Source organism: Mesorhizobium yinganensis (assembly GCF_040081985.1).
Taxonomy (GTDB): Bacteria; Pseudomonadota; Alphaproteobacteria; order Rhizobiales; family Rhizobiaceae; genus Kumtagia; species Kumtagia yinganensis.
In genome coordinates this window covers 1-21,881 of the sequence record NZ_JBEBMH010000019.1, presented here as the reverse complement: position 1 = coordinate 21,881, position 21,881 = coordinate 1, and the positions used below count along the sequence as shown (strand labels likewise).

21 protein-coding genes and 1 pseudogene are annotated in these 21,881 nt (G+C 65.3%); 6 read left to right on the top strand and 16 right to left on the bottom strand.

All coding sequences use genetic code 11. The features are described 5' to 3' along the window. Positions 1-46: 46 nt before the first annotated feature. The 3 genes from ABMA59_RS26085 to ABMA59_RS26075 all read left to right on the top strand — a co-directional run bounded on the left by ABMA59_RS26085 (position 47) and on the right by ABMA59_RS26075 (position 1,950). Positions 47-523 (top strand): hypothetical protein, encoded by a 477-nt coding sequence (locus ABMA59_RS26085; RefSeq protein WP_349008308.1) that lies wholly within the window; start codon positions 47-49, stop codon positions 521-523. 85 nt (positions 524-608) lie between these two features. Then, positions 609-1,001: a hypothetical protein gene (locus tag ABMA59_RS26080; protein WP_349008307.1), complete on the top strand. Its 393-nt coding sequence runs from the start codon at positions 609-611 to the stop codon at positions 999-1,001. Positions 1,002-1,089: 88 nt separating this feature from the next. Continuing rightward, the gene (locus ABMA59_RS26075; RefSeq protein WP_349008306.1) at positions 1,090-1,950 is read left to right on the top strand and encodes a DUF1419 domain-containing protein; all 861 of its coding nucleotides are present in this window, start codon (positions 1,090-1,092) and stop codon (positions 1,948-1,950) included. A 292-nt stretch (positions 1,951-2,242) separates the two neighbouring features. On the opposite strand, the gene ABMA59_RS26070 is transcribed toward ABMA59_RS26075, so the two are convergent. The 15 genes from ABMA59_RS26070 to ABMA59_RS37295 all read right to left on the bottom strand — a co-directional run bounded on the left by ABMA59_RS26070 (position 2,243) and on the right by ABMA59_RS37295 (position 19,321). After that, the gene (locus tag ABMA59_RS26070) at positions 2,243-3,460 is read right to left on the bottom strand and encodes an SfnB family sulfur acquisition oxidoreductase (RefSeq protein ID WP_349008305.1); all 1,218 of its coding nucleotides are present in this window, start codon (positions 3,458-3,460) and stop codon (positions 2,243-2,245) included. 34 nt (positions 3,461-3,494) lie between these two features. Next, positions 3,495-5,417, bottom strand: a complete 1,923-nt coding sequence (locus ABMA59_RS26065) for an ABC transporter ATP-binding protein (protein WP_425475988.1) — start codon at positions 5,415-5,417, stop codon at positions 3,495-3,497. A gap of 4 nt (positions 5,418-5,421) precedes the next feature. Beyond that, positions 5,422-6,261, bottom strand: a complete 840-nt coding sequence (locus ABMA59_RS26060; RefSeq protein ID WP_349008303.1) for an ABC transporter permease — start codon at positions 6,259-6,261, stop codon at positions 5,422-5,424. Further along, positions 6,258-7,304, bottom strand: a complete 1,047-nt coding sequence (locus ABMA59_RS26055; RefSeq protein WP_349008302.1) for an ABC transporter permease — start codon at positions 7,302-7,304, stop codon at positions 6,258-6,260. Before ABMA59_RS26055 ends, ABMA59_RS26060 begins: the two co-directional genes overlap by 4 nt. A 4-nt stretch (positions 7,305-7,308) precedes the next feature. Then, positions 7,309-8,907 carry an ABC transporter substrate-binding protein gene (locus ABMA59_RS26050; protein ID WP_349008301.1) on the bottom strand — a complete coding sequence of 533 codons (1,599 nt, stop codon included), beginning with the start codon at positions 8,905-8,907 and terminating at the stop codon, positions 7,309-7,311. Between the two features lie 265 nt (positions 8,908-9,172). Further along, positions 9,173-10,144, bottom strand: a complete 972-nt coding sequence (locus ABMA59_RS26045) for a Bug family tripartite tricarboxylate transporter substrate binding protein (RefSeq protein WP_349008300.1) — start codon at positions 10,142-10,144, stop codon at positions 9,173-9,175. A gap of 4 nt (positions 10,145-10,148) precedes the next feature. Continuing rightward, the gene (locus ABMA59_RS26040; protein WP_349008299.1) at positions 10,149-11,699 is read right to left on the bottom strand and encodes a tripartite tricarboxylate transporter permease; all 1,551 of its coding nucleotides are present in this window, start codon (positions 11,697-11,699) and stop codon (positions 10,149-10,151) included. Beyond that, complete coding sequence (locus ABMA59_RS26035; RefSeq protein WP_349008298.1) at positions 11,699-12,154, bottom strand: tripartite tricarboxylate transporter TctB family protein; 456 nt, start codon at positions 12,152-12,154, stop codon at positions 11,699-11,701. Before ABMA59_RS26035 ends, ABMA59_RS26040 begins: the two co-directional genes overlap by 1 nt. 5 nt (positions 12,155-12,159) lie before the next feature. Beyond that, the gene (locus ABMA59_RS26030; protein WP_349008297.1) at positions 12,160-13,254 is read right to left on the bottom strand and encodes an ABC transporter substrate-binding protein; all 1,095 of its coding nucleotides are present in this window, start codon (positions 13,252-13,254) and stop codon (positions 12,160-12,162) included. Between the two features lie 14 nt (positions 13,255-13,268). Further along, positions 13,269-14,492: an SfnB family sulfur acquisition oxidoreductase gene (locus ABMA59_RS26025; RefSeq protein WP_349008296.1), complete on the bottom strand. Its 1,224-nt coding sequence runs from the start codon at positions 14,490-14,492 to the stop codon at positions 13,269-13,271. Continuing rightward, entirely contained in the window at positions 14,489-15,562 is a 1,074-nt protein-coding gene (locus ABMA59_RS26020) for an LLM class flavin-dependent oxidoreductase (protein WP_349008295.1), read from the bottom strand. The genes ABMA59_RS26025 and ABMA59_RS26020 overlap by 4 nt, the downstream gene beginning before the upstream one ends. Continuing rightward, positions 15,559-16,557, bottom strand: coding sequence for an ABC transporter substrate-binding protein (locus ABMA59_RS26015; RefSeq protein WP_349008294.1), 999 nt, complete (start codon positions 16,555-16,557; stop codon positions 15,559-15,561). The genes ABMA59_RS26020 and ABMA59_RS26015 overlap by 4 nt, the downstream gene beginning before the upstream one ends. Positions 16,558-16,580: 23 nt before the next feature. Next, positions 16,581-17,321: an ABC transporter ATP-binding protein gene (locus tag ABMA59_RS26010; protein ID WP_349008293.1), complete on the bottom strand. Its 741-nt coding sequence runs from the start codon at positions 17,319-17,321 to the stop codon at positions 16,581-16,583. Next, complete coding sequence (locus ABMA59_RS26005; RefSeq protein WP_349008292.1) at positions 17,318-18,184, bottom strand: ABC transporter permease; 867 nt, start codon at positions 18,182-18,184, stop codon at positions 17,318-17,320. The genes ABMA59_RS26010 and ABMA59_RS26005 overlap by 4 nt, the downstream gene beginning before the upstream one ends. Before the next feature lie 933 nt (positions 18,185-19,117). Beyond that, on the bottom strand, positions 19,118-19,321 hold the full coding sequence (locus tag ABMA59_RS37295; RefSeq protein WP_425475987.1) for a hypothetical protein: 204 nt from the start codon (positions 19,319-19,321) through the stop codon (positions 19,118-19,120). Between the two features lie 443 nt (positions 19,322-19,764). Between ABMA59_RS37295 and ABMA59_RS25995 the strand changes: the two are divergent. The 3 genes and pseudogenes from ABMA59_RS25995 to ABMA59_RS25985 all read left to right on the top strand — a co-directional run. After that, positions 19,765-19,986: pseudogene (locus ABMA59_RS25995) on the top strand (toprim domain-containing protein); the annotation flags it as partial. 245 nt (positions 19,987-20,231) lie between these two features. After that, positions 20,232-21,173: a DUF2493 domain-containing protein gene (locus ABMA59_RS25990; protein WP_349008291.1), complete on the top strand. Its 942-nt coding sequence runs from the start codon at positions 20,232-20,234 to the stop codon at positions 21,171-21,173. 310 nt (positions 21,174-21,483) lie between these two features. Further along, positions 21,484-21,708 (top strand): hypothetical protein, encoded by a 225-nt coding sequence (locus tag ABMA59_RS25985; RefSeq protein ID WP_349008290.1) that lies wholly within the window; start codon positions 21,484-21,486, stop codon positions 21,706-21,708. A 47-nt stretch (positions 21,709-21,755) separates the two neighbouring features. Here the strand turns inward: ABMA59_RS25985 and ABMA59_RS25980 are convergent. After that, a partial coding sequence (locus ABMA59_RS25980; RefSeq protein ID WP_349008371.1) for an ATP-binding protein occupies positions 21,756-21,881 on the bottom strand: 126 nt, incomplete at its 5' end.

Genomic DNA, 21,881 nt, shown 5'->3' with positions numbered 1-21,881 from the left:
GGCATGCCCACCAGGCCCCTTTTCGTTTTCAGACATGGAGATCCGTATGTCAGCCCATATCGTCTACGATTCCGCCCCGTTGGGGAGCGTCATCCGCTATTTCGACGGCACGGCGAAGCCGCCGACCCGTTTCCGAAAAAAGCTCGCCGGGTGGGAGAGCCGCAATGGCTCCGGCCGCGTCGTGAAGAAAGAGCCGCCGCGATCGCGCGCGACCTATAGCTCGCCCGCATATTTCACCCTGCATGAGGGTGATTTCGATCAGGGCGGCATCGTCGTTGTCTCGGCCCGGCGCACCTACTCGGTTGAGAGCGACCTGCGTTTCGAGGTCGTCGAACGTCCCGCCGTCGGCAGCGTCCGTGTCCTGCAAATGCTCGGCGACAGTCCGGAACTTCTGCATCTTGCCGAGAACAGGAAAGCAGCGGAGCGCTGGCTCGCCAGCAACCGATACAGTCGTGCCTTTCTCGAGGAGGTGACGGCCGACGAGGTTGGCGCCGATGTCGTCGAGGGCCGCGCAGCAGCCTGACGTTTCCACAACATCAACTCAACCGAAGAAAGGCCCGGGATCGCGCCAGCGACCGCCGGGCCTGTCTCGTTTCATGGAGATCGACATGTTCGACTGGAACAGAAGCTGCTCCTATGACGAGCACCAGAAGAGACGTTTTCACACGACGGCCCGTTCGCGGCTGAAGAAACTCGCCGCCGAACTTGGCCTGCCGTCGGGATCTTACGACCTGCGCTCGAACAAGGCGGGCATAGCCGTTTCTGGCGAAATTACCCTTCACCATGACCGGGCATACATCCAGGTCGGCCAGTTCGGAATGTCCTCCGGCCACGGCATCCTGATACGCACCTGCAAGGGCCGTAAGGACTATTCGGGCGGCGCCAATCACTTCGTCGCGCTCACGATGCTCGACAATATTCCGGCGCTCGCCGCCGCCGTCCGCGCCATCACAGGCGTCGGTCATTTCTCGGGACATTCCGCGGATCGCCACGCCGCCTGAAACCGCCCGCCGATCCCGTCATCCATCGACCGTCTCTCGCCGCGGCACCTCCCCGCGGCGGAAGCGTCGCCCGTTCCGGAGACATGTCATGTCCACCCATCCCCCGTTCCGAAAGGTGTTTGCCGGAGTCGCAACACGTTCGCAGATGTTCGCCCTTTTCAACCGCCACAGCGACAAGCCCGGTGTCGATCCCCTATCCGGCAAGGCCTATGCGTCGGAGTGGTTCGAGATCGAGGCCTCCTCGTACCATTTCATGCTCGGACTTCTGCCACCGCTGTTTCAGCGAACCGGCATGTTCGGCATGTCCGAATACAAGGCCGGCAATGTCACCAGCGTCTTCTTCGCGGTCAGGATCCGTGGCCGCGAACGGTGGTTCCATGGCTTCTGCGACCTCTCCGACAAGCGAAGCCCCGACGCCATGCGGGCAGCAATAGTTGCCTACGAGACAGGCGCTGTCGACGGCATGACGCGCGAGGAAAAACTCGAAGCGATCTGGTCCGCAATAGATGCGGACTTCAGAGGCATCGCCGGCGAGACCAATCCGGACGCCTGGCCGCCGGAGCATCATGGCAAGCGGACCATCCTTAGCTACGTTGCCGGGAAGGGCACCACCCTCAAGCTGCTGGAGGATCTGACCGACGAAGAGATCGACAGCCGCATGCCGGCAGTCCACGCACGGTCGAGGAGGGGAGGGGCAACGATGCGGAACCATCGTAAGCCACCGCCGCCGGCGGACAACCCAGGCTGGGAGACGTACTCGATTTACACTGCCGACCTTGGAGTTCCGGACAGGTGCCAATATCGGCGCACGCCGCTCGGCTCCCCAAACGTCGCCGATCTTGTGCGGCCCGGAGACACTGTCTCGACCTCCTACGGCACCGGCGGCGTCGTGGTTGAGGTGAAGGAATACTTGGCCCTTAAGAGGAAATATGGCTGCTTTCGAACTTAAGATGAACCCGCTCCACGGGAGAGCCGCCACTGCCTAAAATGGCTTAGTGTATACTGCCGTTAAGCGGGTAGCGGCATGCAAGCCGACCATGAGTTCCCTCACCGCTAGGAAATCACCGTGGCGACCCCCGCCGACCGATGCACCCATTTCGACGCTTCGCCGCGTTCTGGCTCGCCCGACACGACCTTAATCATCATCAGAACGCGATAGACCTGCCACCATCAATGGGCAGATAGCTGGTCATTGGAAGTGTCCTTCACGGGCTTCCATATATCCTCATGTCCTCGGAAGTCTAGATGTAAGTGCCCGCCTCGGGCACGACGTCGTTCAGGTAGTAGTTGCCGATGTGGAAATACTTCCAGCGCAGCGGGTCGTGCAGCGTGTGCGTCCGCGCGTTGCGCCAATGCCGGTCGAGCCCGAACTGCGGCAGCGTGGCCCGAGCGCCGGTAATGCCGAAGAACTCCGTCGAGACATCCACGGCCACTTCGCCGGCCACCACGCGAGCGTCCGCAATCGCAAGCCGGGCGTCGATGATCGACTGCTTCGACGGCGCGGCCCGCATCGCGTCCACCGCGGCGGCAGCGCGCCCGAGCATGGCGGCGGCGGTACGCACGCGCAGGCTCAACTTGCCGAACTCCGCCACGACGAACGGCTCCCTGGCGTGCTCGTCATACGGGTTGCCAGTCCATGGCCGGTTGTGCTGGTGGATGTAGCGACGCGCCTCGCCAAGCACCTCCTCGGCGATGCCGACGTCGATCGCCGTGTGGATCAGCTGCGCGTTGTACATGAACGATTTCGCGTCCACCTCGGTTTTCGAATAGGGGAAGACGTGTTCGTCGGGCACGAAGACATCGTTGAAGATGGTCGTACCGCTCGCGGTGGTGCGCTGGCCCATGCCGTTCCAGTCGTCGACGACTTCGAGGCCCTTGGCGTCCGCCGCGGTGAAGAACATCTTCGATGCGCCGGTTTCGTCCGCCGCGATGAACGGGATCCACTGCGCGAAGATCGCGCCGGTCGAGTAGAATTTTCTGCCTGTAATCCGCCAGCCGCCGGCAACGCGCACCAGATCATGCGTGTGGACGCCTGGCTTGTTCTTCGTATTCTCGGAATGAGCGTTGCCGATGCGGTCACCGGCCAGGACGCGCTCGAAGAAGAAGCGCTGCTGCGCCTCGGTGCCGTTGGCGATGATCGCCAACCAGCAGAAATGGTTCTGCGGGATCTGCCCTATGCTGGGATCGGCGGCGCCCAGCAGCCGGAACGCCTCGGCGACCGTCGCGGCCGAGACATCGGCGCCGCCATGTTCGCGCGGCACGCAGATACCGAAGAAGCCGGATTGGCCCAGCTTCTCGATCTCGGCATATGGGAGAATGCGCTCGCGGTCGCGCTTGGCGGCGTCCTGGCGGAACTCGTCGGACAGGGCTGTGACCACCTCGAGCGCCTCGGCGTCGCTGCGGATGATGTGGGCGCGGCTCTCTTGCGGGACGCGGGCGATGACGCTGGTTGCAGGCATTCTGGACTTCCAATCCGGGTCGGTCGTTATCGGGTTATGCGGCGAGCGCCGTCTCGTCCGGCTCGGCGTGGACGAAATGATCCGGCGCGACCTGCCGGTAGGCGCGTTCGGGCGGCACGTAGTCGAGCGGCCGCACAGTTGAGACCGGTTCGCTCGGCGCGCGCAGCGAGTGCGCCCGGCGAAGGTCCGGATCCGGGTTCGGCACCGCAGCCAGAAGCTGGCGTGTGTAGGGATGCTGCGGATTGCCGAGCACCGCGCTGCGCGGACCGATCTCGACGATCTCGCCGCGATACATCACCGCGATGCGGTGGCTGACGCGCTCGACCACCGCGATATCGTGCGAGATGAACAGGAAGGCCGTCTTGAGGCTCTCCTGCAGGTCGAGCAGCAGATTGACCACCTGCGCCTTGATCGACACGTCGAGCGCCGAGACCGCCTCGTCCGCAATGATCAGCCTTGGCTTCAGCGCAAGCGCGCGGGCGATGCAGACGCGCTGGCGCTGCCCACCGGAGAATTCATGCGGATAGCGAGCGGCCATGTCAGGCGACAGGCCGACCAGGCGCAGCAGCTCGACCGCCTCGTCGCGCGCTTCGCTCTTCCTTGCATGGCGATGAACGATGATCGGCTCGGCGATCGCGTCGCCGACGTTCATGCGCGGATTGAGGCTGCCATAAGGGTCCTGGAAGATCATTTGGATCTGGTTGCGCAGCGGGCGGGTCGCGGCTGCTGGGCCGGCGAGCACATCCGTTCCCTCGATCAGCACCTGGCCCGCATTCGGCTTCGCCAGACCGACAATGGAGCGCCCGGTGGTCGACTTGCCACAGCCAGATTCGCCGACCAGCGCCAGAGTCTCGCCCGCATTGACGATGAAGGAAACATTCTCGACCGCATGGACGCGGCCTTGCGCCTTGGTCAGGAGACCGCCGGCGGAGCGGAAGCGCATCACGAGATTGCGCACTTCCAGAAGTGGCGGATGCGCGGCGGCGACCGTGTCCACCACTTCGGCCGTCGGGCCAAGAGCGCCCGTGATCGGATCGACCGTCGGGAAGCGCGCCGGACGCTGCAGTCCTTCCATCGAACCGAGGCGGGGCACGGCGGCCAGCAGGCGTCGCGTATAGACATGCTGCGGCGCCTTGAAGAGTTCGGCCGTCCGCCCATGCTCGACGATCCGGCCGTCGAGCATGACGATCGTCCGATCGGCGATCTCGGCGACGACCCCCATGTCATGCGTGATGAACAGCACCGAGCTGCGGATATCGCGCTGGACCTCCGCGACCAGGTCGAGGATCTCGGCCTGGATCGTCACGTCGAGCGCGGTGGTTGGCTCGTCGGCGATCAGCAGTTTTGGTTGGCACGCCAGCGCCATGGCGATCACCACGCGCTGCCGCATGCCGCCCGACAGTTGGTGCGGATACTCGTCGAAGCGCTGCCGCGCCGAGGGAATGCGGACACGGTCCAGGAGGCGCAGTGTCTCCGCCTTGATCGCGTCGCGCGACAGGTTGCGGTGCAGAAGCAATGCCTCGCCGATCTGTGCGCCGATCGAGAGGACCGGGTTCAGCGTCGACATCGGCTCCTGGAAAATCATCGCGACATCGTTGCCGCGAATCTGCTGCATGCGCCGTTCGGACAGGCTGAGGAGGTCCTTGCCCTGGAGCAGTATCTTGCCGGCCGACCGGCTGGAGGACCCGTCCAGCAACCGCATCACCGACAGCGCCGTGACGCTCTTGCCGGAGCCGGATTCACCGACGATCGCGACCGTCTCGTTCTCGCCGACGCTGAAGCCGATGCCCTTGACCACGTCACGCCAGCCGCCGGCCGCGCGGAACGCCGTCGTCAGGCCTTGCACATCGAGGACGGATTTTGAGGGGGCCACCTCATGCGCGGCGTGGACTATACCGGGCGCTGCGTCAGTTGATGCATCTACGGCCAACGAGGCGGTATTCCAGGAAAAGGTCATGGCGTCACGCGGCCACGTTGCGGCGGGGATTGAGCAGGCCGTTCAGGCCGTTGCCGACGAGGCTGAGCCCCAGCACAGTGATGAAGATCGCGGCGCCCGGGATGGCCGTCATGTACCATTCGCTGCGCAGCACCTCGCGGCCGGCGCCGATCATGCTGCCCCAGGTGACGAGGTTCGGATTGCCGAGGCCGAGAAAGGCCAGCGCCGACTCGGTCAGGATGGCGCTGCCGGCGACGATCGAGACCATCACCACGGCCGGAGCGAGCACGTTGGGCAGGACATGCCGGAACAGGATGCGCGAATGGGCGAAGCCCATGACCCGCGCGGCCTGGACGAAGTCGCCCGAGCGGATGCGGAACGTCTCGGCGCGCACCAGCCGCGCGACCTGCGGCCAGCCCGTGACGGCGATGCCGAAAACGATGTTGGAGATCGAGGATCCCATGACCGCGACGATGGCGATGGTCAGCAGCAGCGACGGCATGATCTGGAAGAGTTCGGAGATGCGCATGACCGTCTGGTCGATCCAGCCGCCGAAATAGCCGGCCGCGGCGCCGATGATGAGGCCGACGATTGTGGTCACGATGCCGGCCAGGAAACCAATCTCGAGCGAAACGCGCGCGCCGTGGACGATGCCGGAATAAATGTCGCGCCCGAGCATGTCGGTGCCGAGCGGGACGGTTGCGTCGTCACCAGGCCAGACAAATGGCATGCTGACGATGTCGAGCGGATCGTTGGGCGCGAGCAATGGCGCGCCGATCGCTGCCCCCAGAACCACCAGCAGGATGACAGACCCCACCACGGCGGCAGGGCCGGACCTCAGGAAGCGGCGCGCCGCGCGGATCATTGCGACAGCTCCACGCGGGGGTCGAGCCAGGCATAGCTCAGGTCGGTCACGAGGTTTACCAGCAGCACAAACAGCGAGCTGATAAACAGGATGCCGAGCAGGAGGTTGTAGTCGCGCGCCGTCACGGCGCTCAGCGCCAGTTGCCCGAGGCCCGGCCAACCGAACACCGCCTCGATCGTGACCGAGCCGCTGAACAGCGCGCCGAACTGCAGTCCAGTCAACGTGATCAGGCCCAGCATCGCATTGGGCAGGATGTGCCGGAACACGGTGCGGGCGGGCGACGCGCCCTTGGCGCGCGCGGTGCGGACGAAATCCTGGTGCTTCAGCTCGGACACGTTGGTCCGCATCAGGCGGGTGTAGATCGCGAGATAGTAGGCGGCGAGGCATGCCACCGGCAGCGCGAGGTGACGAATGCGTTCCGTCACCGCGTCCCAGCCCGTAGCGCGGGAGCCGATCTCGTACATGCCGCTCGACGGCAGCCATTGCAGCTGTACTGAGAAGACGACAATCAGCATCAGCCCGAGCCAGAAGAGCGGCGTCGCAAAGCCCATTGTCGCGATGGCGGAAATCAGCGAATCGACGAATCGCGAGCGCGTCAGCGCTGCGATCGTGCCGAGCGCGCTGCCCAGCACCGCGGCGATGAAGATGGCGGTGAGGACGAGGACAGCCGTCGCCGAGAGCCGCTCCAGCACCAGGCTCAGCACCGTCTGCGCGTTGCGGTGCGACCAGCCGAGGTCGAGCTGCAACACCTTGCCGACATAGGTCACGTATTGCGTCAGCAGCGGCCGGTCGAGGCCGAAATCCTGGCGTAGCTTTTCAGTGAACTCCACGGAATAGGCGCCCGCCTCGCCGGCCATCACGTCGGCGATGTCGCCCGGCGCCAGGCGCAGCAGGAAGAAATTGATGGTGATGATCAGGAAGACCACCGGAACGATCTGCAGCACGCGATAGAGCCAGTAAGGCGGCCGCGGAAATGAGCGGAGGAGGCGCGCGAGTGTGCGTCCCCCCGCGTCCGGTCCGGCGTCCGCCTGCGGCTGCGTCACGCGGTCAGTCCTTGAACGAGGCCGAAGCCAGCGAGGCGAAAGCGCCGAACGGCCCGTTGTTTATGCCCTCCAGCCGCTTGGAGCGGACGCGGAAGAACTCCAGCTCCAGGAGCGAGATCGACGGCAGCTCGGTCTGCGCCAGCTTCTGCAGTTCGACGATCAGCTGGTGGCGCTTCTCGACATTCGGCTCGACCAGCGCCGCCTCGATCAGCCGGTCGGCTTCGGCCGAGACATACGCCGAAGAATTGCCGCCGGCCGGGGTCTCCTTCGCCTTCGACCAATAGCGTCGGAACGCGGCGCCGATCTGCGGGTCGGAGAAGGTTGAGTAGTAGAGCGACGCGGTATCGTAGTCCCGCTCGACGTTCAGCTTCCGGAAATAGGTCGCAACGTCATAGCTCTTCAGCTCGACCTGGATACCGACGCGTTTCAGCAATTGCTGGATCAGCTGCGCGGTGCGGGTGTAGTCCTCGCCATAGGGGATCGGCATGTTGTCGAAGGAGAGCCGGACGCCGTTGGCGTCCTTGCTCAGGCCCGCTTCGTCGAGCAGTTGCTCGGCCTTCTCGACATTGAAGTCGTACTGCTCGGTGTCCGGCGTGTAGAACCGCTCCTGATAACTGGCGATCGGTCCGGTCGCCGGCTTGGCGTAGCCGAAGAAGCCGTTGTTGGCGAGAAGCTTGCGGTCGAGCGCATGCGCGATCGCCTTGCGGACGCGGACATCCTTGAAGAACTCGCGCTCCAGGTTGAGATTGAGGAAGTAGATCGGCGCGATCGAATCCCAGCCGCTGCGCTCGATCGAGAGGGGCGAGTCCGCCGAGGCCTCGATGCGCTTCGCTTCCACGAGCGGAATGGCGAGCAGCGGCGCGTAATGCGCCTCGCCAGTCTGCAGCGCGATGGCGCGGGCGCCGGCGTCGGGAAGGAAGCGAAAGGTGATCTCGTCGAGATAGGGCTTGCCCTGGTCCCAATAGTCGGGATTGCGCTCGACCGTCAAATGGCTGCCGCGCACCCATTCCTTGAACCTGAACGGGCCGTTGCCGACCGGCTTGATGTTGTATGGATTGGTGAGCGGGTCGCCGTCCTTGTAGAGATGTTCCGGAATGATCTGCGTCTTCGCGCCGTCGATCACCGACCAGAAGGCCTGCGACGGGGTGCTGAAGTTGAGCACGACCATATTGTCGTCCGTTGCCTCGACCGAGCTGATGCTGCGCAGCGTCGGGCCGGAGATCGTGTTGGTCTTCTGCGCGACCTCGATCGAGAATTTCACATCCTTCGCGGTCAGCGGCGTGCCGTCATGCCACTTCACGCCCTCGCGGACATGGATCGTGACCTGCTTGCCGTCGTCGCTCTGCTCCCAGGACGACGCGATCTGCGGGATCAGTTCGCCTTTTTCGCCATAGGACACCAGCCCGTCCGAGACGTTGAGGATGATCACGTGCGAGGGATGCGTGCCCTGCAGCACCAGAGCCGGCGGCTCTGGCACCAGCGAGACAACGAGGTGACCGCCCTTCTTCACGTCTTGCGCCATGGCCTGCTCCACCAGGCCGGGCAGCAGCGTCACGCCGGCGAGCGCGCCGGATAGCCGAAGGAAATCACGTCTGTTCGTCATCGTTGGCTCCGTTGTCGGTCTGCATGTCGCCGCGATCCGCGACGCTGTGCGATGAAAGGTTGCTGAGAGCGGCTCATGTGCCGCGTCCCTGGAAGAGGGAATTCATGACCTTAAGTCTACAGATTTGATCGGCTATGGAAGAGAAGGCAGCCTAATGTTGGCGGCACGCGTGGAAACTTGTTCGCTCTCGCGGAGATGTCGCACACAGCCGCCTCGGCAACTCGATTGGTCCGGGTCGCCGAGGCTGTTTCCGCTGTCGGGAGCGTCAGTTCACCGGCGGGATGTTGTTCGCCTTGATCACTTCGGCCCAGCGCGTGATGCCCGATTTGATGACCTCGCCCAGTTCCTCCGGCGTGCCGCCGACAGGCTCGAAGGCCTGCTCGATCAATTGCGCGCGAGCCGCCGGATCGGCGATTACGGCGTTGATTTCGGTGTTGAGCTTGGCGATCACGTCGGCGGGCGTCCCGGCGGGCGCGACAAAACCCTGCCACGAGGTGAAGTTGAACTCGGGCACGCCCTGCTCAACGAAGGTCGGCACGTCGGGGAGTGCGGCGCTGCGTTCCGACGGCGAGACGGCCAGCGCCTTCAGCTTGCCGCTCTTGATGTGCGGCAGCGCCGGCGCCAGCGTCACGATGATGCCGTCCGCATGCTTGCCCAGCACGTCGGTCAACGCCGGCTGCGCGCTCTTGTAGACCGCCGGCGTCACGTCGATGCCGGTGATGTTCTCCAGCAGCAGCACGCCCAGTTGGCCGGTCGTCCCGATGGCCGGCGACGCCAGCGAGACTTCGCCCGGCTTGCTCTTCGCCAGCGCCAGGAATTCCTGCAGATTGTTCGCCGGAATGTCCTCGTTCACCGCGAGGACCTGCGGCGCGGAGATCGCCTGGATCACTGGCGCAAAGCTCGTCTCGGCATGGAACGGCAGATCCGTGAACAGCGTCTGGTTGATCGACAGCGAGTCGCTGGTGCCGAGCAGCGTGTAGCCGTCGGGTGCGGCGTTCGCCACCAGTTCGGCTGCGATGTTGCCGGCGCCGCCTGGCTTGTTCTCGACGATAACCGGCTGGCCGACGCGCTCGCTCATGTATTTGCCGATGATGCGGGCGAGGATGTCTGGACTGCCCCCGGGCGCGGCCTGGATGATGATGGTGATCGGCTTTTCAGGGAACTCGGCGTGTGCCGCCATGGGCGCTGCGAGGACGGTGGTGAGGGCCAGTGCAAGCGTGGTCAGTTTGAGGTTCATGGGATCATGCTCCTGTGTCAGCGGGGATTGAGGTTGTGGGTTGCGCGGGCGCCGCGCCGGACGCCTTGCGGAAAACGGTGGCGGCAGGCCGCCAGACCAGCGTCGTGATAATCAGCACCGCGACGCCAAGCAGCGTCGCGCTGATAGGATGGGTGACGAAGACGGTCACGTCGCCATGCGACAGCACGAGCGCGCGGCGGAGATACTCCTCCATCATCGGGCCGAGGATGAAGCCCATCAGCAGCGGCGCCGGCTCGCAGCCCGTCTTGATGAAGAAGTACCCAAGGACGCCGAACAGCGCGGTCAGCCCGACGTCGAACACGCTGTTGTTCAGGCTGTAGATGCCAATGGAGCAGAGCAGCAGGATGAGCGGGAACAGCAGCGCGTAAGGCACCTGCAGCACGCGAACCCAGACGCGGATCAGGTTGAGGTTGAGGAACAGCAGCAGCACGTTGCCGATCAGCATCGAAGCGATCAGGCCCCAGAACAGCTCCGGCCGCGTCGTCATCACGTCTGGCCCGGGCGCAATGCCGTGGATCATCATCGCGCCCGCCATCAGCGCCATTACCGCGCCGGACGGCAGGCCGAGCGTCAGCAGCGGAATGAAATTGGTCTGGGCGGCGGCGTTGTTGGCGGCCTCGGGCGCAACGACGCCTTCGATGGCGCCGTGGCCGAAGCGCTGCGGCGTGCGCGAGATCTTCTTCTCGAACGCGTAGGCGGCGAACGCGCCGACCGCAGCGCCTGCACCCGGCAGCACGCCAAGCGCCGCGCCAATGCCCGTGCCGCGCAGGATCGGCTTCCAGGACTGGCGCAGATCCTGCCGCGTCGGGAACGCGTTGCGCACCTTCTGCGCCAGCTTGCCATCGACTGTGCCCTGCTCGAGATTGGCGATGATTTCGCCGAAGCCGAACAGGCCCATCGCGACGACGACGAAATTGACACCGTCGCGCAGTTCCGGCTGGCCGAAGCTGAAGCGCGCGATGCCGGTGTAGACGTCGGTGCCGACGATGCCGAGCAGCAGCCCGACAAAGATCATCGCGACCGCCTTCAGCATGCCGCCCTGGCAGACCAACACCGACGCGATCAGACCGACGAACATCAGCGAGAAATAGTCGGCGGGACCGAATTTCAGCGCGACCGAGACGAGCACTGGCGCCAGCATCACCACGACCAGCGTGCCGAAGATGCCCGCGACGAAGGAACCGATCGCCGAGATGCCAAGCGCCGACGCGGCACGGCCCTGCTTGGCCATCTCGTGGCCGTCGAGGCAAGTCAGCACCGCCGACGTCTCGCCCGGCAGCTTGAGCAGGATCGCGGTGGTGGAGCCGCCATACTGGGCGCCGTAGTAGATGCCGGCCAGCATGATCAGCGCCGCGACCGGATCGAGGCCGAAGGTCAGCGGCAGCAGCAGCGAAATCGTCACCACCGGGCCGACGCCCGGCAGCACACCGACCAGCGTGCCGAGCACCACGCCGACGAAGCAGAGCAGCAAATTGACGGGCTGGATCGCAACCTCGAGGCCGCCCCAAAGTCCCTGGATAGCTGAGAAATCCATCACCAAGGCCACAGCTTGAGAGGGATCTGCAAGGCGTATCCAAAGGTGCCGACGGCGAAGGCAGCCAGAACAAGCGACGCAGCAAATGCCTGCCGCAGCGGGGCCTGGCGGGTCAGCGCCAGCGAGACGCCAACCAGCAGAAATGCCGCCAGCGCCAGCCCGAGCGTCTTCAACGAGACCGCGAACAGGACCACCGGCGCCAGCGCGCCGATCAGCGGCCGCCAGGCGATGGTCCCGGCCGATACTGGCGCGACGAAACCACGGGCGATGACGGCCGCGCCCAGCACGGCCAGAATCCCGCCGGCCAGCGCCGGGAAGAATCCCGGCCCGATATCGCGCAGGCTACCCATCCCGTAGCCGAAGGAATGGAACAGGAAGAACAGCCCGAGCGTAAGGAAGAACAGGCCCGCGAGCCCATCGGCCGATAGTATGCCGCGTGTCTCGCCAGCCTGCATGTCTGCTACTTCGCCTCGTCCGCGAGGCGGCGGGCCTCGGCGAGCGGTTCATGGGCGATCCAATCCGGCACGCTGAAATCATTCGGGATGAAGCCGTATTTCAGCAGGAAGTTCTTCTGGTCTTCCAGCAGGCCGATCAGTTCCGGCGTCAGGCTGGGCTCCAGCACGCTGGCCACCTGCGGTGAATAGGCGGCATCGACCCATTCCTCGGCGATGCTCGAGTCGCGCGCGATCTGGCGTTTCGCGTCCGACGGATTGGCGGCCGCCCAGCGCGCCGTCTTGATCGCCCGGGCCAGGTAGCGCGCCACCACGTCCGGCCGGCTGTCGAGCAATTCGCCGCGCACGGTGAAGGCGACCGGGGCCAGATTGTTGATGCAGCTTTTCTTGTCCGTGTAGGCACTGACATCCGCGACGACATGCGCGTCGAGCAGGGTCGCCAGTTCCACGCCCTGGCTCGACTGGTAGATCGCGTCCACCTCGCCTGTCAGCAGTGCGCGCAGTTCCGGGCCTTGCCGCTTGCGCGTAACGCGGGCCGAAAAATACGAACTGCTGAGCGCGCCGGCTTCCGGCGGCTTGCCGACCAGCGGCTCGTCCAAGACGATGTCGACAAAGGTCACGTCCTCATAGCCGAGCCCGACGCTTTCTAGCGCCGTGACGTAGCCGCGCAGTGCCGTGGCGCGCGGAAAATCGACCGGATCGTTCGGCCGCTTGATCAGGCCGAGGCGCTTGCCCTTCAGGTCCGCCGCCGTCTTGATGCCCGACCCCGGCAGCGCAAGAACCGACGAATAGTGCTCGATCCAGGACAGGCCGATGACGCGGAGATTCTGCCCTTTCGACTTCGACGTGATCGGCGGAATGTTGCCGCCCTCGCGGAACAGATTCGGATGCGACTGGTCGTAATGCGCCTCGCGCACCTTGCGATCGGGGTGCGAGCGGATCGAGTGCAGCGTGACGTCGGAGCCCTGGAACTCCTGCTCGTAGTCGCCGCGGGCGAGAGCGATGCTGGCGGCCGAGGGAACCGGGCAGACGGTGTACCAGACGTCCTGTGAAGTCTGCTCGGCGGCCGACTGGCGCGAACCGATGGGCGTGGCGATGTTCATGGCAAGGTCCTTTCCTAGACGATGAGGGCTTGGCGGGGCGGCGTGCGGCCGTTGAGGACGAAATCGCCGATGTAGTGGTATTTCCACACCTCCGGATCGTGGAGCGTATGGGTGCGGGCGTTGCGCCAATGGCGGTCGAGATTCCACTTCTCGTCCGCCGCGCTGGTGCCGGCGAGCGCAAAGAGATCGTTCGCCACCTTGACGCACACGGCCGACGCGGCTGCCTTGGCGGCGGCGACAAGGATCGCAAGCCGTATCGTCGCGGCCTCGTCCAATGGCGCAGCCAGAACGCGATCGAATGTGTCGGCTGCGTGCAGCAGCAGCGCATGCGCCGCCTCGATCTCGACGAACAGCTCGCCGACACGGCGGATGATGTGCGGATCGTCGCCCGCCCGTTCGAGGTCCGCCCCATACCAGGGCCGAGAGCGCTCCCGTACATAGGCCGTGGTGTCCGCCAGTGCTTCCTGGGCGATGCCGATGTCGACCGCGACATGCATGATCTGCCCAAACGCGAGCCTGGTCGTCGGGCGGGAATCGTATTGCCAGATCGGTACGATGTCGCGCGCGGTCACCGTCACGTCGTCGAAGATTGCGGTGCCGCTGGCGGTGCCCCGCTGGCCCATCGAGTTCCAGTCGTCGATGATGTCGACGCCCGGCGCGTGGCGCTCCACCATGACCATATGGGCGCGGCCCTGCTCGTCGAGCGCGGCGACCGGCAGCCATTGCGCGAACAGCGCGCCGGTCGTGTAGAACTTGCGCCCGGTCAGCGCTTGGCTGCCGTCGGGCCGCGTCAGGATTCGCGTCTTCATGTTGGCGTAGCCGCCCTTTGGCGTGCCGCGCTCCGACAGTGCATTGCCCCAGAGCTGCCCGGCCAGCACGCCACCGTAAAAGAATTTCTGCTGCTCCGGCGTGCCGAGCACCCGAACATTCTCCAGATGTGAGAAATGGTTCTGCGGGATCTGCCCGATCGCAGGATCCGCCGCCGAGATGATGCGGAACACCTCGACCAGCGTCCGGATCGACGTTTCGGGCCCGCCGAAGGCGCGCGGGACGGTGATGCCAAGCAGTCCGGTCGCGCGCAGGTCCTCGATCTCGGCGACGGGACGCCTCCGCTCCGAATCCCGCGCCGACGCGCCTGGACGGATGCGGTCGGCATAGGCCTTGGCGATGTCGATCGCCTCGGCCTCCGAGGCGACAACATGCGCTGCGCGGTGCAGCGGGGACGGACGGACGTTCATTCCGCCGCCTCCAACTGCGCCGTTTCGCGTTCGCGCACACGGGGAATGACGTGCTCGGCAAAACGCCGCATCTCGGTGAGCAGCGGCTGGAACTGCAGCATGAACAGGTCGATGCCCGCCGCGCGGAAGGCGATGATGCGCTCCGCCACCTGGTCGTAGCTGCCGACCAGTCCGGCATTGGTCCCACCATTGGTGCCTACCACCGGCACGCCCGCGTTGACTTTCATCATCTGCACCGCTGAATCCGTGCCGGCCTTGAGCCGCCCGGTGTTGTTGCGGGCGACCAGTGACAGCAGGTGCTCGAACTCGGCCTTGGCCGCGGCTTCCGTTTCGCGGGCGATGACGAAGGCCGAGAGCGCGAAGCGCAGCGGCGCCTTGGTCCGCGACCGCGACAGCAGGTCAGCGATCAGCGCGGTCGTGTCGGCCAGGTTGCGGCCGTTGATGAAGTAGACGTCGGCCTGCTCGGCCGCCAGAACGCGCGCGGGCTCGGACTCGCCGCCGAAATAGACTGGCACGCCGCCCGCTCTCTGCGGCCGGGGCCGGAGGATCAGGCCGTCGACACCGACAAAGTCGCCGCCGCGGCTGACCGTCTCGCCAGCTAGCAGGCCACGTACGATCTGCAGCCACTCGGCCGAATAGTCGTAGCGGGTGTCGTGGTCGAGGATCGGCAGTCCGAGCTGCTTCATCTCCGGCACGAACCAGCCGCTGACCAGATTGATGCCAAACCGGCCGCGGCTAATCTGGTCGATGCCGGTCGCCAGTTTCGCCAGAATGCCCGGATTGTAGAGGTAGGGCTTGATTGCAGCGATGATCTCGATCCGGCTGGTCGCCTCCGCGATGCCCGCGGACGCCGTCCACGCCTCGAGCACGTCCGCTTCCGGATCGCGCGGACTGATCGTGTGCTGCGCGATCAGCGTTGCGTCGAAGCCAAGCTTCTCCGCCTCCACCACGACCTCGCGGTTGTGGTGGTAGCTGGCGTCCGGCAAATCTTCGGGGTGGCTGTCCGCCCCGAAGAAGCCGTGGTGCGGCGCCCAGACACCGAACCGCACGGCGTTGTGCGCTGGGCTCACTGGTTCACCTGCGGCGCGACCGGCGCCGCGATGGCGTCGTTGAAGTCGGTCAGAAACAGGTCACGCACATCGAGCTTCTTGCGGATAATGCCTGTCTCGAAGATCTCGTCCGCATAGGCTTGCTTGGCCGCGAGGAAGGCGTCATCGATGACCGCGAGCCCGTCCGAATTGTTGTCGAGCGCGGTGCGGACCGCGTTCTCGGAGACGCCGAGCTTGGGCGCGACCAGCTTCACGTACTCGTCCGGATTGGCCTTCGCCCATTTGATGGTCTTCTCGTATTCGCGGATAAAGGCGCGGATCGCCTCGGCCTTCGTCTCGACCGCGCCGGGCGTGGCGAAGATGCAATAGAGGTTGCTGATGTCGTACTGGTCGCCGCGCGCCAGCACATAGCTGCCGGGTACCTTCTCCAGTATCTGCGCGGCGGTCGGCGAGTTCTGGGAGGTCGCATCGACCTGTCCGGTGACAAAGGCCGACACGGCTTCTGCTCCAAAGATGTTCACCGAAGTGAAATCCTCGTCCTTCAAGTCGTGCGCCTTCTGGAGATGCACGACGAACAGCTTGTGGTTGTTATTCTGGGCATAGGCGATGCGCTTGCCCTTCAGGTCGGCGAAGCTCTTGGCCTGGACTTCCGGCCGCACGATCAGGTTGGTGTTGTGACCGTTCGACCCGGTGCAGGCGACCACCTTGTTCTTCGAGCCGTTGGCCGCCATCTGGATCGGCCCGATCTCGCCCTGGTCCTCGATATCGACGGCGCCGGCGAGGATCGCATCGTTCAGGTCGGCGCTGTTGGGGAAGTATTTGTACTCGACCTTGACGCCTGGCAGTTGCACATCCTTCTGCCAGAGCGCCGCGAAATAGCCGAAAGCCTGCGGAACGCCGACCTTGAGCACGACATCTTCGGCAAAAGCCGAGGAACTGATCGTCAAGGCCGCGATGGCGCCGGCGATGCCGGTAAGCATGCGGCGTCTGGGCGTGCGGCGAGCGGAAACAGTCATATCAGGTCCTTTCAAATTCGGGATCAGAGTGAGGGGACGCCGAGCCGACCGAGCACACGCTCGCGCTGCCGTCCGAAGGTTGCGTCCAGCCGGTTGCGCGGCCGCGACGCCGGGATGTCGAACTGGTCCAGCACCCTGCCACTGCCGAGCACGACGACGCTGTCGGCGAGGGTCAACGCCTCGTCGACGTCGTGGGTCACGAGCGCCACCGTGAAGCCGTGCTTTTTCCAAAGGCCGAGCAGCAGAGCGTGCATACGGATACGGGTCAGCGCGTCGAGTGCGCCGAACGGCTCGTCCAGCAGCAGCACAGAAGGGTCGCGGATCAGGGCGCGGGCAAGCGCCACGCGCTGCCCCTCGCCGCCGGACAAGGTGGCCGGCCACGCTTCCGAGAGCCGGCGCAGCCCGACCTCTTCCAGAACCGCGAGCGCCTTGGCGCGCCGTTCCGCACCGGATACGGGAAGACCGAAGGCGACGTTCTCCCAGACCTTTAGCCAAGGCAGCAGGCGTGAATCCTGGAAGGCGATGGAGACGTTGCCGTCGACGCCGACGGAACCCGAGGTGACGGTCTCCAGACCCGCGAAGAGCCGCAGAAGCGTGCTCTTGCCGCAGCCGGATTCGCCGACGATGGCAAGGATCCGGCCACGCGGCACGGAAAGACTGACGCCGTCGAGCACGGTACGCTCGCCGAAATCCTTGCGCACGGCGGCGGCGCTAAGCGCCGGCGCCTCGCGCTCGACCGCCGTATGCCTTGCCACGGCGGTCATTTCAGGAAACTCCGGTTCCACGGCAGCAGGCGCTTTTCCAGCAGGCGCACCAGCGCCTCCATCAGCAGGCCGAGGATGGCGTAGAGGACGAGGCCGAGGATGATCCAGTCGGTCTGGAGCGCATTGCGGCCTTGCGCAACGAGGTAGCCGATGCCGCCCTGAGCGTTGATGCCTTCGCCGATGACGAGGCTGAGCCAGGCGATGCCGAGCGAAAGCCGCAGGCCGACCAGCGCCGACGGCAGCGCGCCCGGCAGGATCACCCGCGAAAGCAGTTCCCGCCGGCTGGCGCCGCACATCCGGGCGAGTTCGGCGAAGCGCGGATCGATGCCGCGAATACCCTTGTAGAGATTGATGTACAGCGGAAATACCACGCCGATCGCCACCAGCCCGACCTTCACGCCCTCGTCGATACCGAGCCAGATGACCAGCAGCGGCGCGGTGCCCAGCGACGGCATGGCGCGTATCATCTGCAATGGCGGGTCGATTGCTTCCTCGCCGAAGCGGGAGAGACCCGAGACAACGCCGAGCACGACCGCGACCGATCCGCCGATCGCCAGCCCGAGCAGGACGCGCTGCAGCGAGGTGAAGACATGGGTCAGGATTTCGCCGGTACGCGATAGGTCGACGAAGGTCGCCCAGACCTGCGACGGCGGCGCGAGGACAGACGGATCGACCCAGCCGGCGAGGCTCGCATATTGCCAGATCGCGATAAGCAGGATCGGTGTAATGCTACGGCGGACAATAGACCACGGAAATCTGCGCAGAGCGACACGCGACAGGTATATCGTGGGTGCGGCCCCAGGCGCTCTCGGAGCAGGATGGCGACGGTTGCTCCCGATAGAGTCATTCTGCGCGAACGCCACATGCTTCTCCGATTGCCGAGCTGGATGCGAGTAATGTCTATGGAATTAGTATATTTAATAAGGTGAGGTTTTCCAAAGTTCGCTGCCGTATCGGACGCATCTGCCGCGAAAGCCGCGCATCAAAGATCAAAATTCCGATCCGCAACGCTCCGGAGTTGATCTCGACGGGCATCTGACCTCCGCATCCTCAAGTGGGGGCACCAATTTCGTCTGCTGTCAGTGAATGGCGCATACGATCCTACGACCAAACGAGGGCACTTCTCGGCCGGAGGTAGGCACCGGACAAGTGCGGGTTGAGAAACGTTGGGTTCTTTCTTCCGCGATGCTGGAGGGAGAGCGGGGCCGCGAGGAGTGCGGCCCGGCCGGCGCAGAGAGTGTGCCGGAGGGCAGATACACTCTCGCTCGAAGGACATCTCCATGAACATTGTCACGCCCACACCGGCCGTCGCGCGGACGGCCACTCCCCTTGCCGCGGCAGCATCCAATACCCTCGATGGCGCCCAGACTATCCACCAGGCGGCCATCCAGCTTCTGCCCTTCCTGGAACAGGGTAAGTCCGTCACCACCGCCGCACTGCGCGTCGCCATGACCGACAGCTTTGGCGGTACGGATGCGCAAGGTTTCTGGGTCTGGAAGGACGCCTATGAGGCGCTCGAAGCCGTCCAGATCCTGTTTCTGCGCCGCTTCGGACCGGCGATCCTGTCCCGGTCGACATCGCCTGCGGCGACACTGGCGATGATCAAGCGCATCGCCGATCTCGTTCCGACCCACACGCGTCGCTCCGACGAGAGCCAGGCCATGCAGCAGCTATCGACGCCGCTGCCGCTCGCCTTCGTCACTGCTCACGCCGCCGCGATCGTGTCTTCGGATCTCGTTCTCGAACCTTCGGCCGGCACCGGCCTTCTCGCCCTTCATGCCGAGATCGCTCGCGCATCAATAGCGCTCAACGAGCTTGCGGCGACCCGCGCCGATATGCTCGGCCTCCTCTTTCCCAACATTCCCGTCTCCCGGCACGACGCCGCCCATATCGACGACCATCTCGACCCCGCGATCAAGCCGTCCGTCGTGCTGATGAACCCTCCGTTCACCGTGGGCGCCTATGTCGATGGTCGTGTCGCCGACGCGGCTTGGCGCCACCTTTCCTCCGCATTCGCACGCCTGAGCGCCGGCGGCCGTCTAGTCGGCATCACAGGCACCGGGCTGTCGCCCGAAAACCCCAAATGGCGGTCCGCCTTCGAGCGGCTGCAGCAGCAGGGCAGGGTGGTCTTCACCGCAGCGATCGACGGCCGCGTCTATGCCCGCCACGGCACCACCGCCGAGACCCGCCTCACCGTCATCGACAAGACGCCAGCGTCGGATCCGTTCAGCTTCGTCCCGTCGCCGGGCAAGGCCGGAAATCTCGAGACGCTGCTTTCCTGGATCTCCGACCTGCCGCCTCGGACACCACGGGGCTTTCCGGATTCGATCGGGGCCTTGTCGAACGGCGTGCTGCGCAATGCTGCCAAGCAGATGGCAACTCGATCCGCAGGGCGCGCTGCTTCGATCTCCGTCTCAACCACTGCTCAGAAATCTGCCCGGTCCGCCGGCCCTACATCGCCGCCGATGCGGACGCCGCCGGCCGGCATGGCATCGAGCGTCTCGGCCAGCGCGCAGGCGCGGCCGGAATCCTCGCTCTGTCACTGCAGCCGCAGCTTGGCGACTTCAACGACGATCTGCGCCATCTCGGCCCCACTCATCTCGCGGCATGGCTCCGCGATCAGCTCGTCGCTGAGGATGCCCGTCGCTTCCTGTCGTCCGGATGAGCGGCCCAGGCCGGCAGGCGGGCAGGGCAGCGTCACTGGGAATCCTGCAGGCATGGCGGCAGTCCATCGGAGAGGCCGTTCCCGCGGCCTGCCTGAGAGGCGATCCCTGCCACCCCCCGGCCACGGCCGCAACGGCTGCGCCGTCCTCCGCTTCGCTTCGGCCTTCGGTGCGGCCGCGCCCGGGGCGCGGCCGGGCATCGCTGTCAGGCCGCGATAGGCGCGGCCCCAACCGACGGAGACACGCCATGACCTACGAGCTTCCTTTCGACGACGCCTACGAGCCCTATCACGCCTCCTCGCCGACCGACCGCGTCATCCTAGAACTACAGATGTACGGCCATCGTCCGCATCAGGACGAGCCCGATCCCCGGCCGCTGCCCGACGACGAGGTGATCCGGGCTGGTCTCGCCGGGATCGTCGAGACCTTCGGCGGCATGCTCGGCGACACCAGGCTCGAACCCGACCTCGACGACCTGCTCTGGTCCTTCACCAACGTTTTCCACCGCGCCGCCGAGCGCGTCGCCCGCAGCCTGGACCGTAACGAGAACGCCCAGCGCTCGAGCCAAGGCGAACAAGACGGTTCCGAGGTCAAGTCCGTCGAGCTGGAACGGCTCACGGCCGAGGGCATCACCTACATCGAGCGCCGCAATGTCCTCGAAATCATGCGCGACGAGGCGGCCGACCTCTACGAGGCGGAGACCGGCTCGGCATGGCGGCCGCGCACCGGCTCCAAGGTCTCCCATCAGGCGATGACCGCGGCAGTGATCGACAGCCGAGACTTCCTCGCAGCACGACGCCGCGCCGAAACCGAGGTGCTGGTCCCGGCCGGCACCAAGATCGCCTTCGCCGGTGGTCTTGAATGCAACGATCATGACCGGATCTGGGACGCGCTCGACAAGGCCCGCGAGAAGCACACCGACATGGTCCTGCTGCACGGCGGCAGCCCGCGCGGAGCCGAACGCATTGCAGCGTGCTGGGCTGAAAACCGCAAGGTCACGCAGATCGCCTTCAAGCCGGACTGGAACCGGCGCGCTAAGGCCGCCCCGTTCCGCCGCAACGACCAACTGCTTTCGGTGATGCCCTACGGCTTGATCGTCTTCCCCGGCTCCGGCATCACCGAGAACCTCGCCGATAAGGCCCGCCGCCTCGGCATCCCGGTCTGGCGGTTCACGGATGGTGGCGCGTGAGCGTCCCTTCCCTTTGCCACGTCGAAGAACCCGACCGTCCGCGGTCGGGATCTTCTTGTGCACCCTTCCGTTCCGGCCTGCCGAATTCAGCGCGGAGGCCGGTCGGCAGGTGGCTCAGGTACGCGAGCGGCTCGATTGTCCTCTGACCGGTCCGGGCGCACCGGCCTGCGGCCGGCCGGGCTCTAGTCGCGGCGTGCCGCCGCTCCCCGAGCCGGCTCCGCCGTCTCGGCCTTCGGTGACGATCCCTCGCGCGGGAGAGTGAGAGGAGAGCCGGGTCGGCGCGGTTGATTTGAGAGAAAGGAGAGCGACCATGGCGATGATATTTCTTGGCGGTTCCCGCGACATCTTCGAACTGCCCGTCCCCGCGATCGAGCGGATCGGTGCGATCGTCGCGGCCGAGCACGGCGTGCTGATCGGTGACGCGCCAGGAGCCGATGCCGAGATGCAGGGCCTGCTCGCCGGCTACAATTACGAGCATGTCGGCGTCTTCCATGCCCGCGCCGAGCCCCGCATGTTGATTTCCGCGAAGAACTGACCCGGGGTTTCCACTGAGAACTGACCCGGGTGGATGATGGGTCTGGGTCAGGTCGGGGTCAAGTTTTTGGTTTTCTCCTTCGCGGGTTTGACGGGTTTTGCCGAACTGTTCCTGAAGCGGAAGCTGTCGTTTCCGGTCTCCAGGATATGGCAATGGTGAGTTAGGCGATCGAG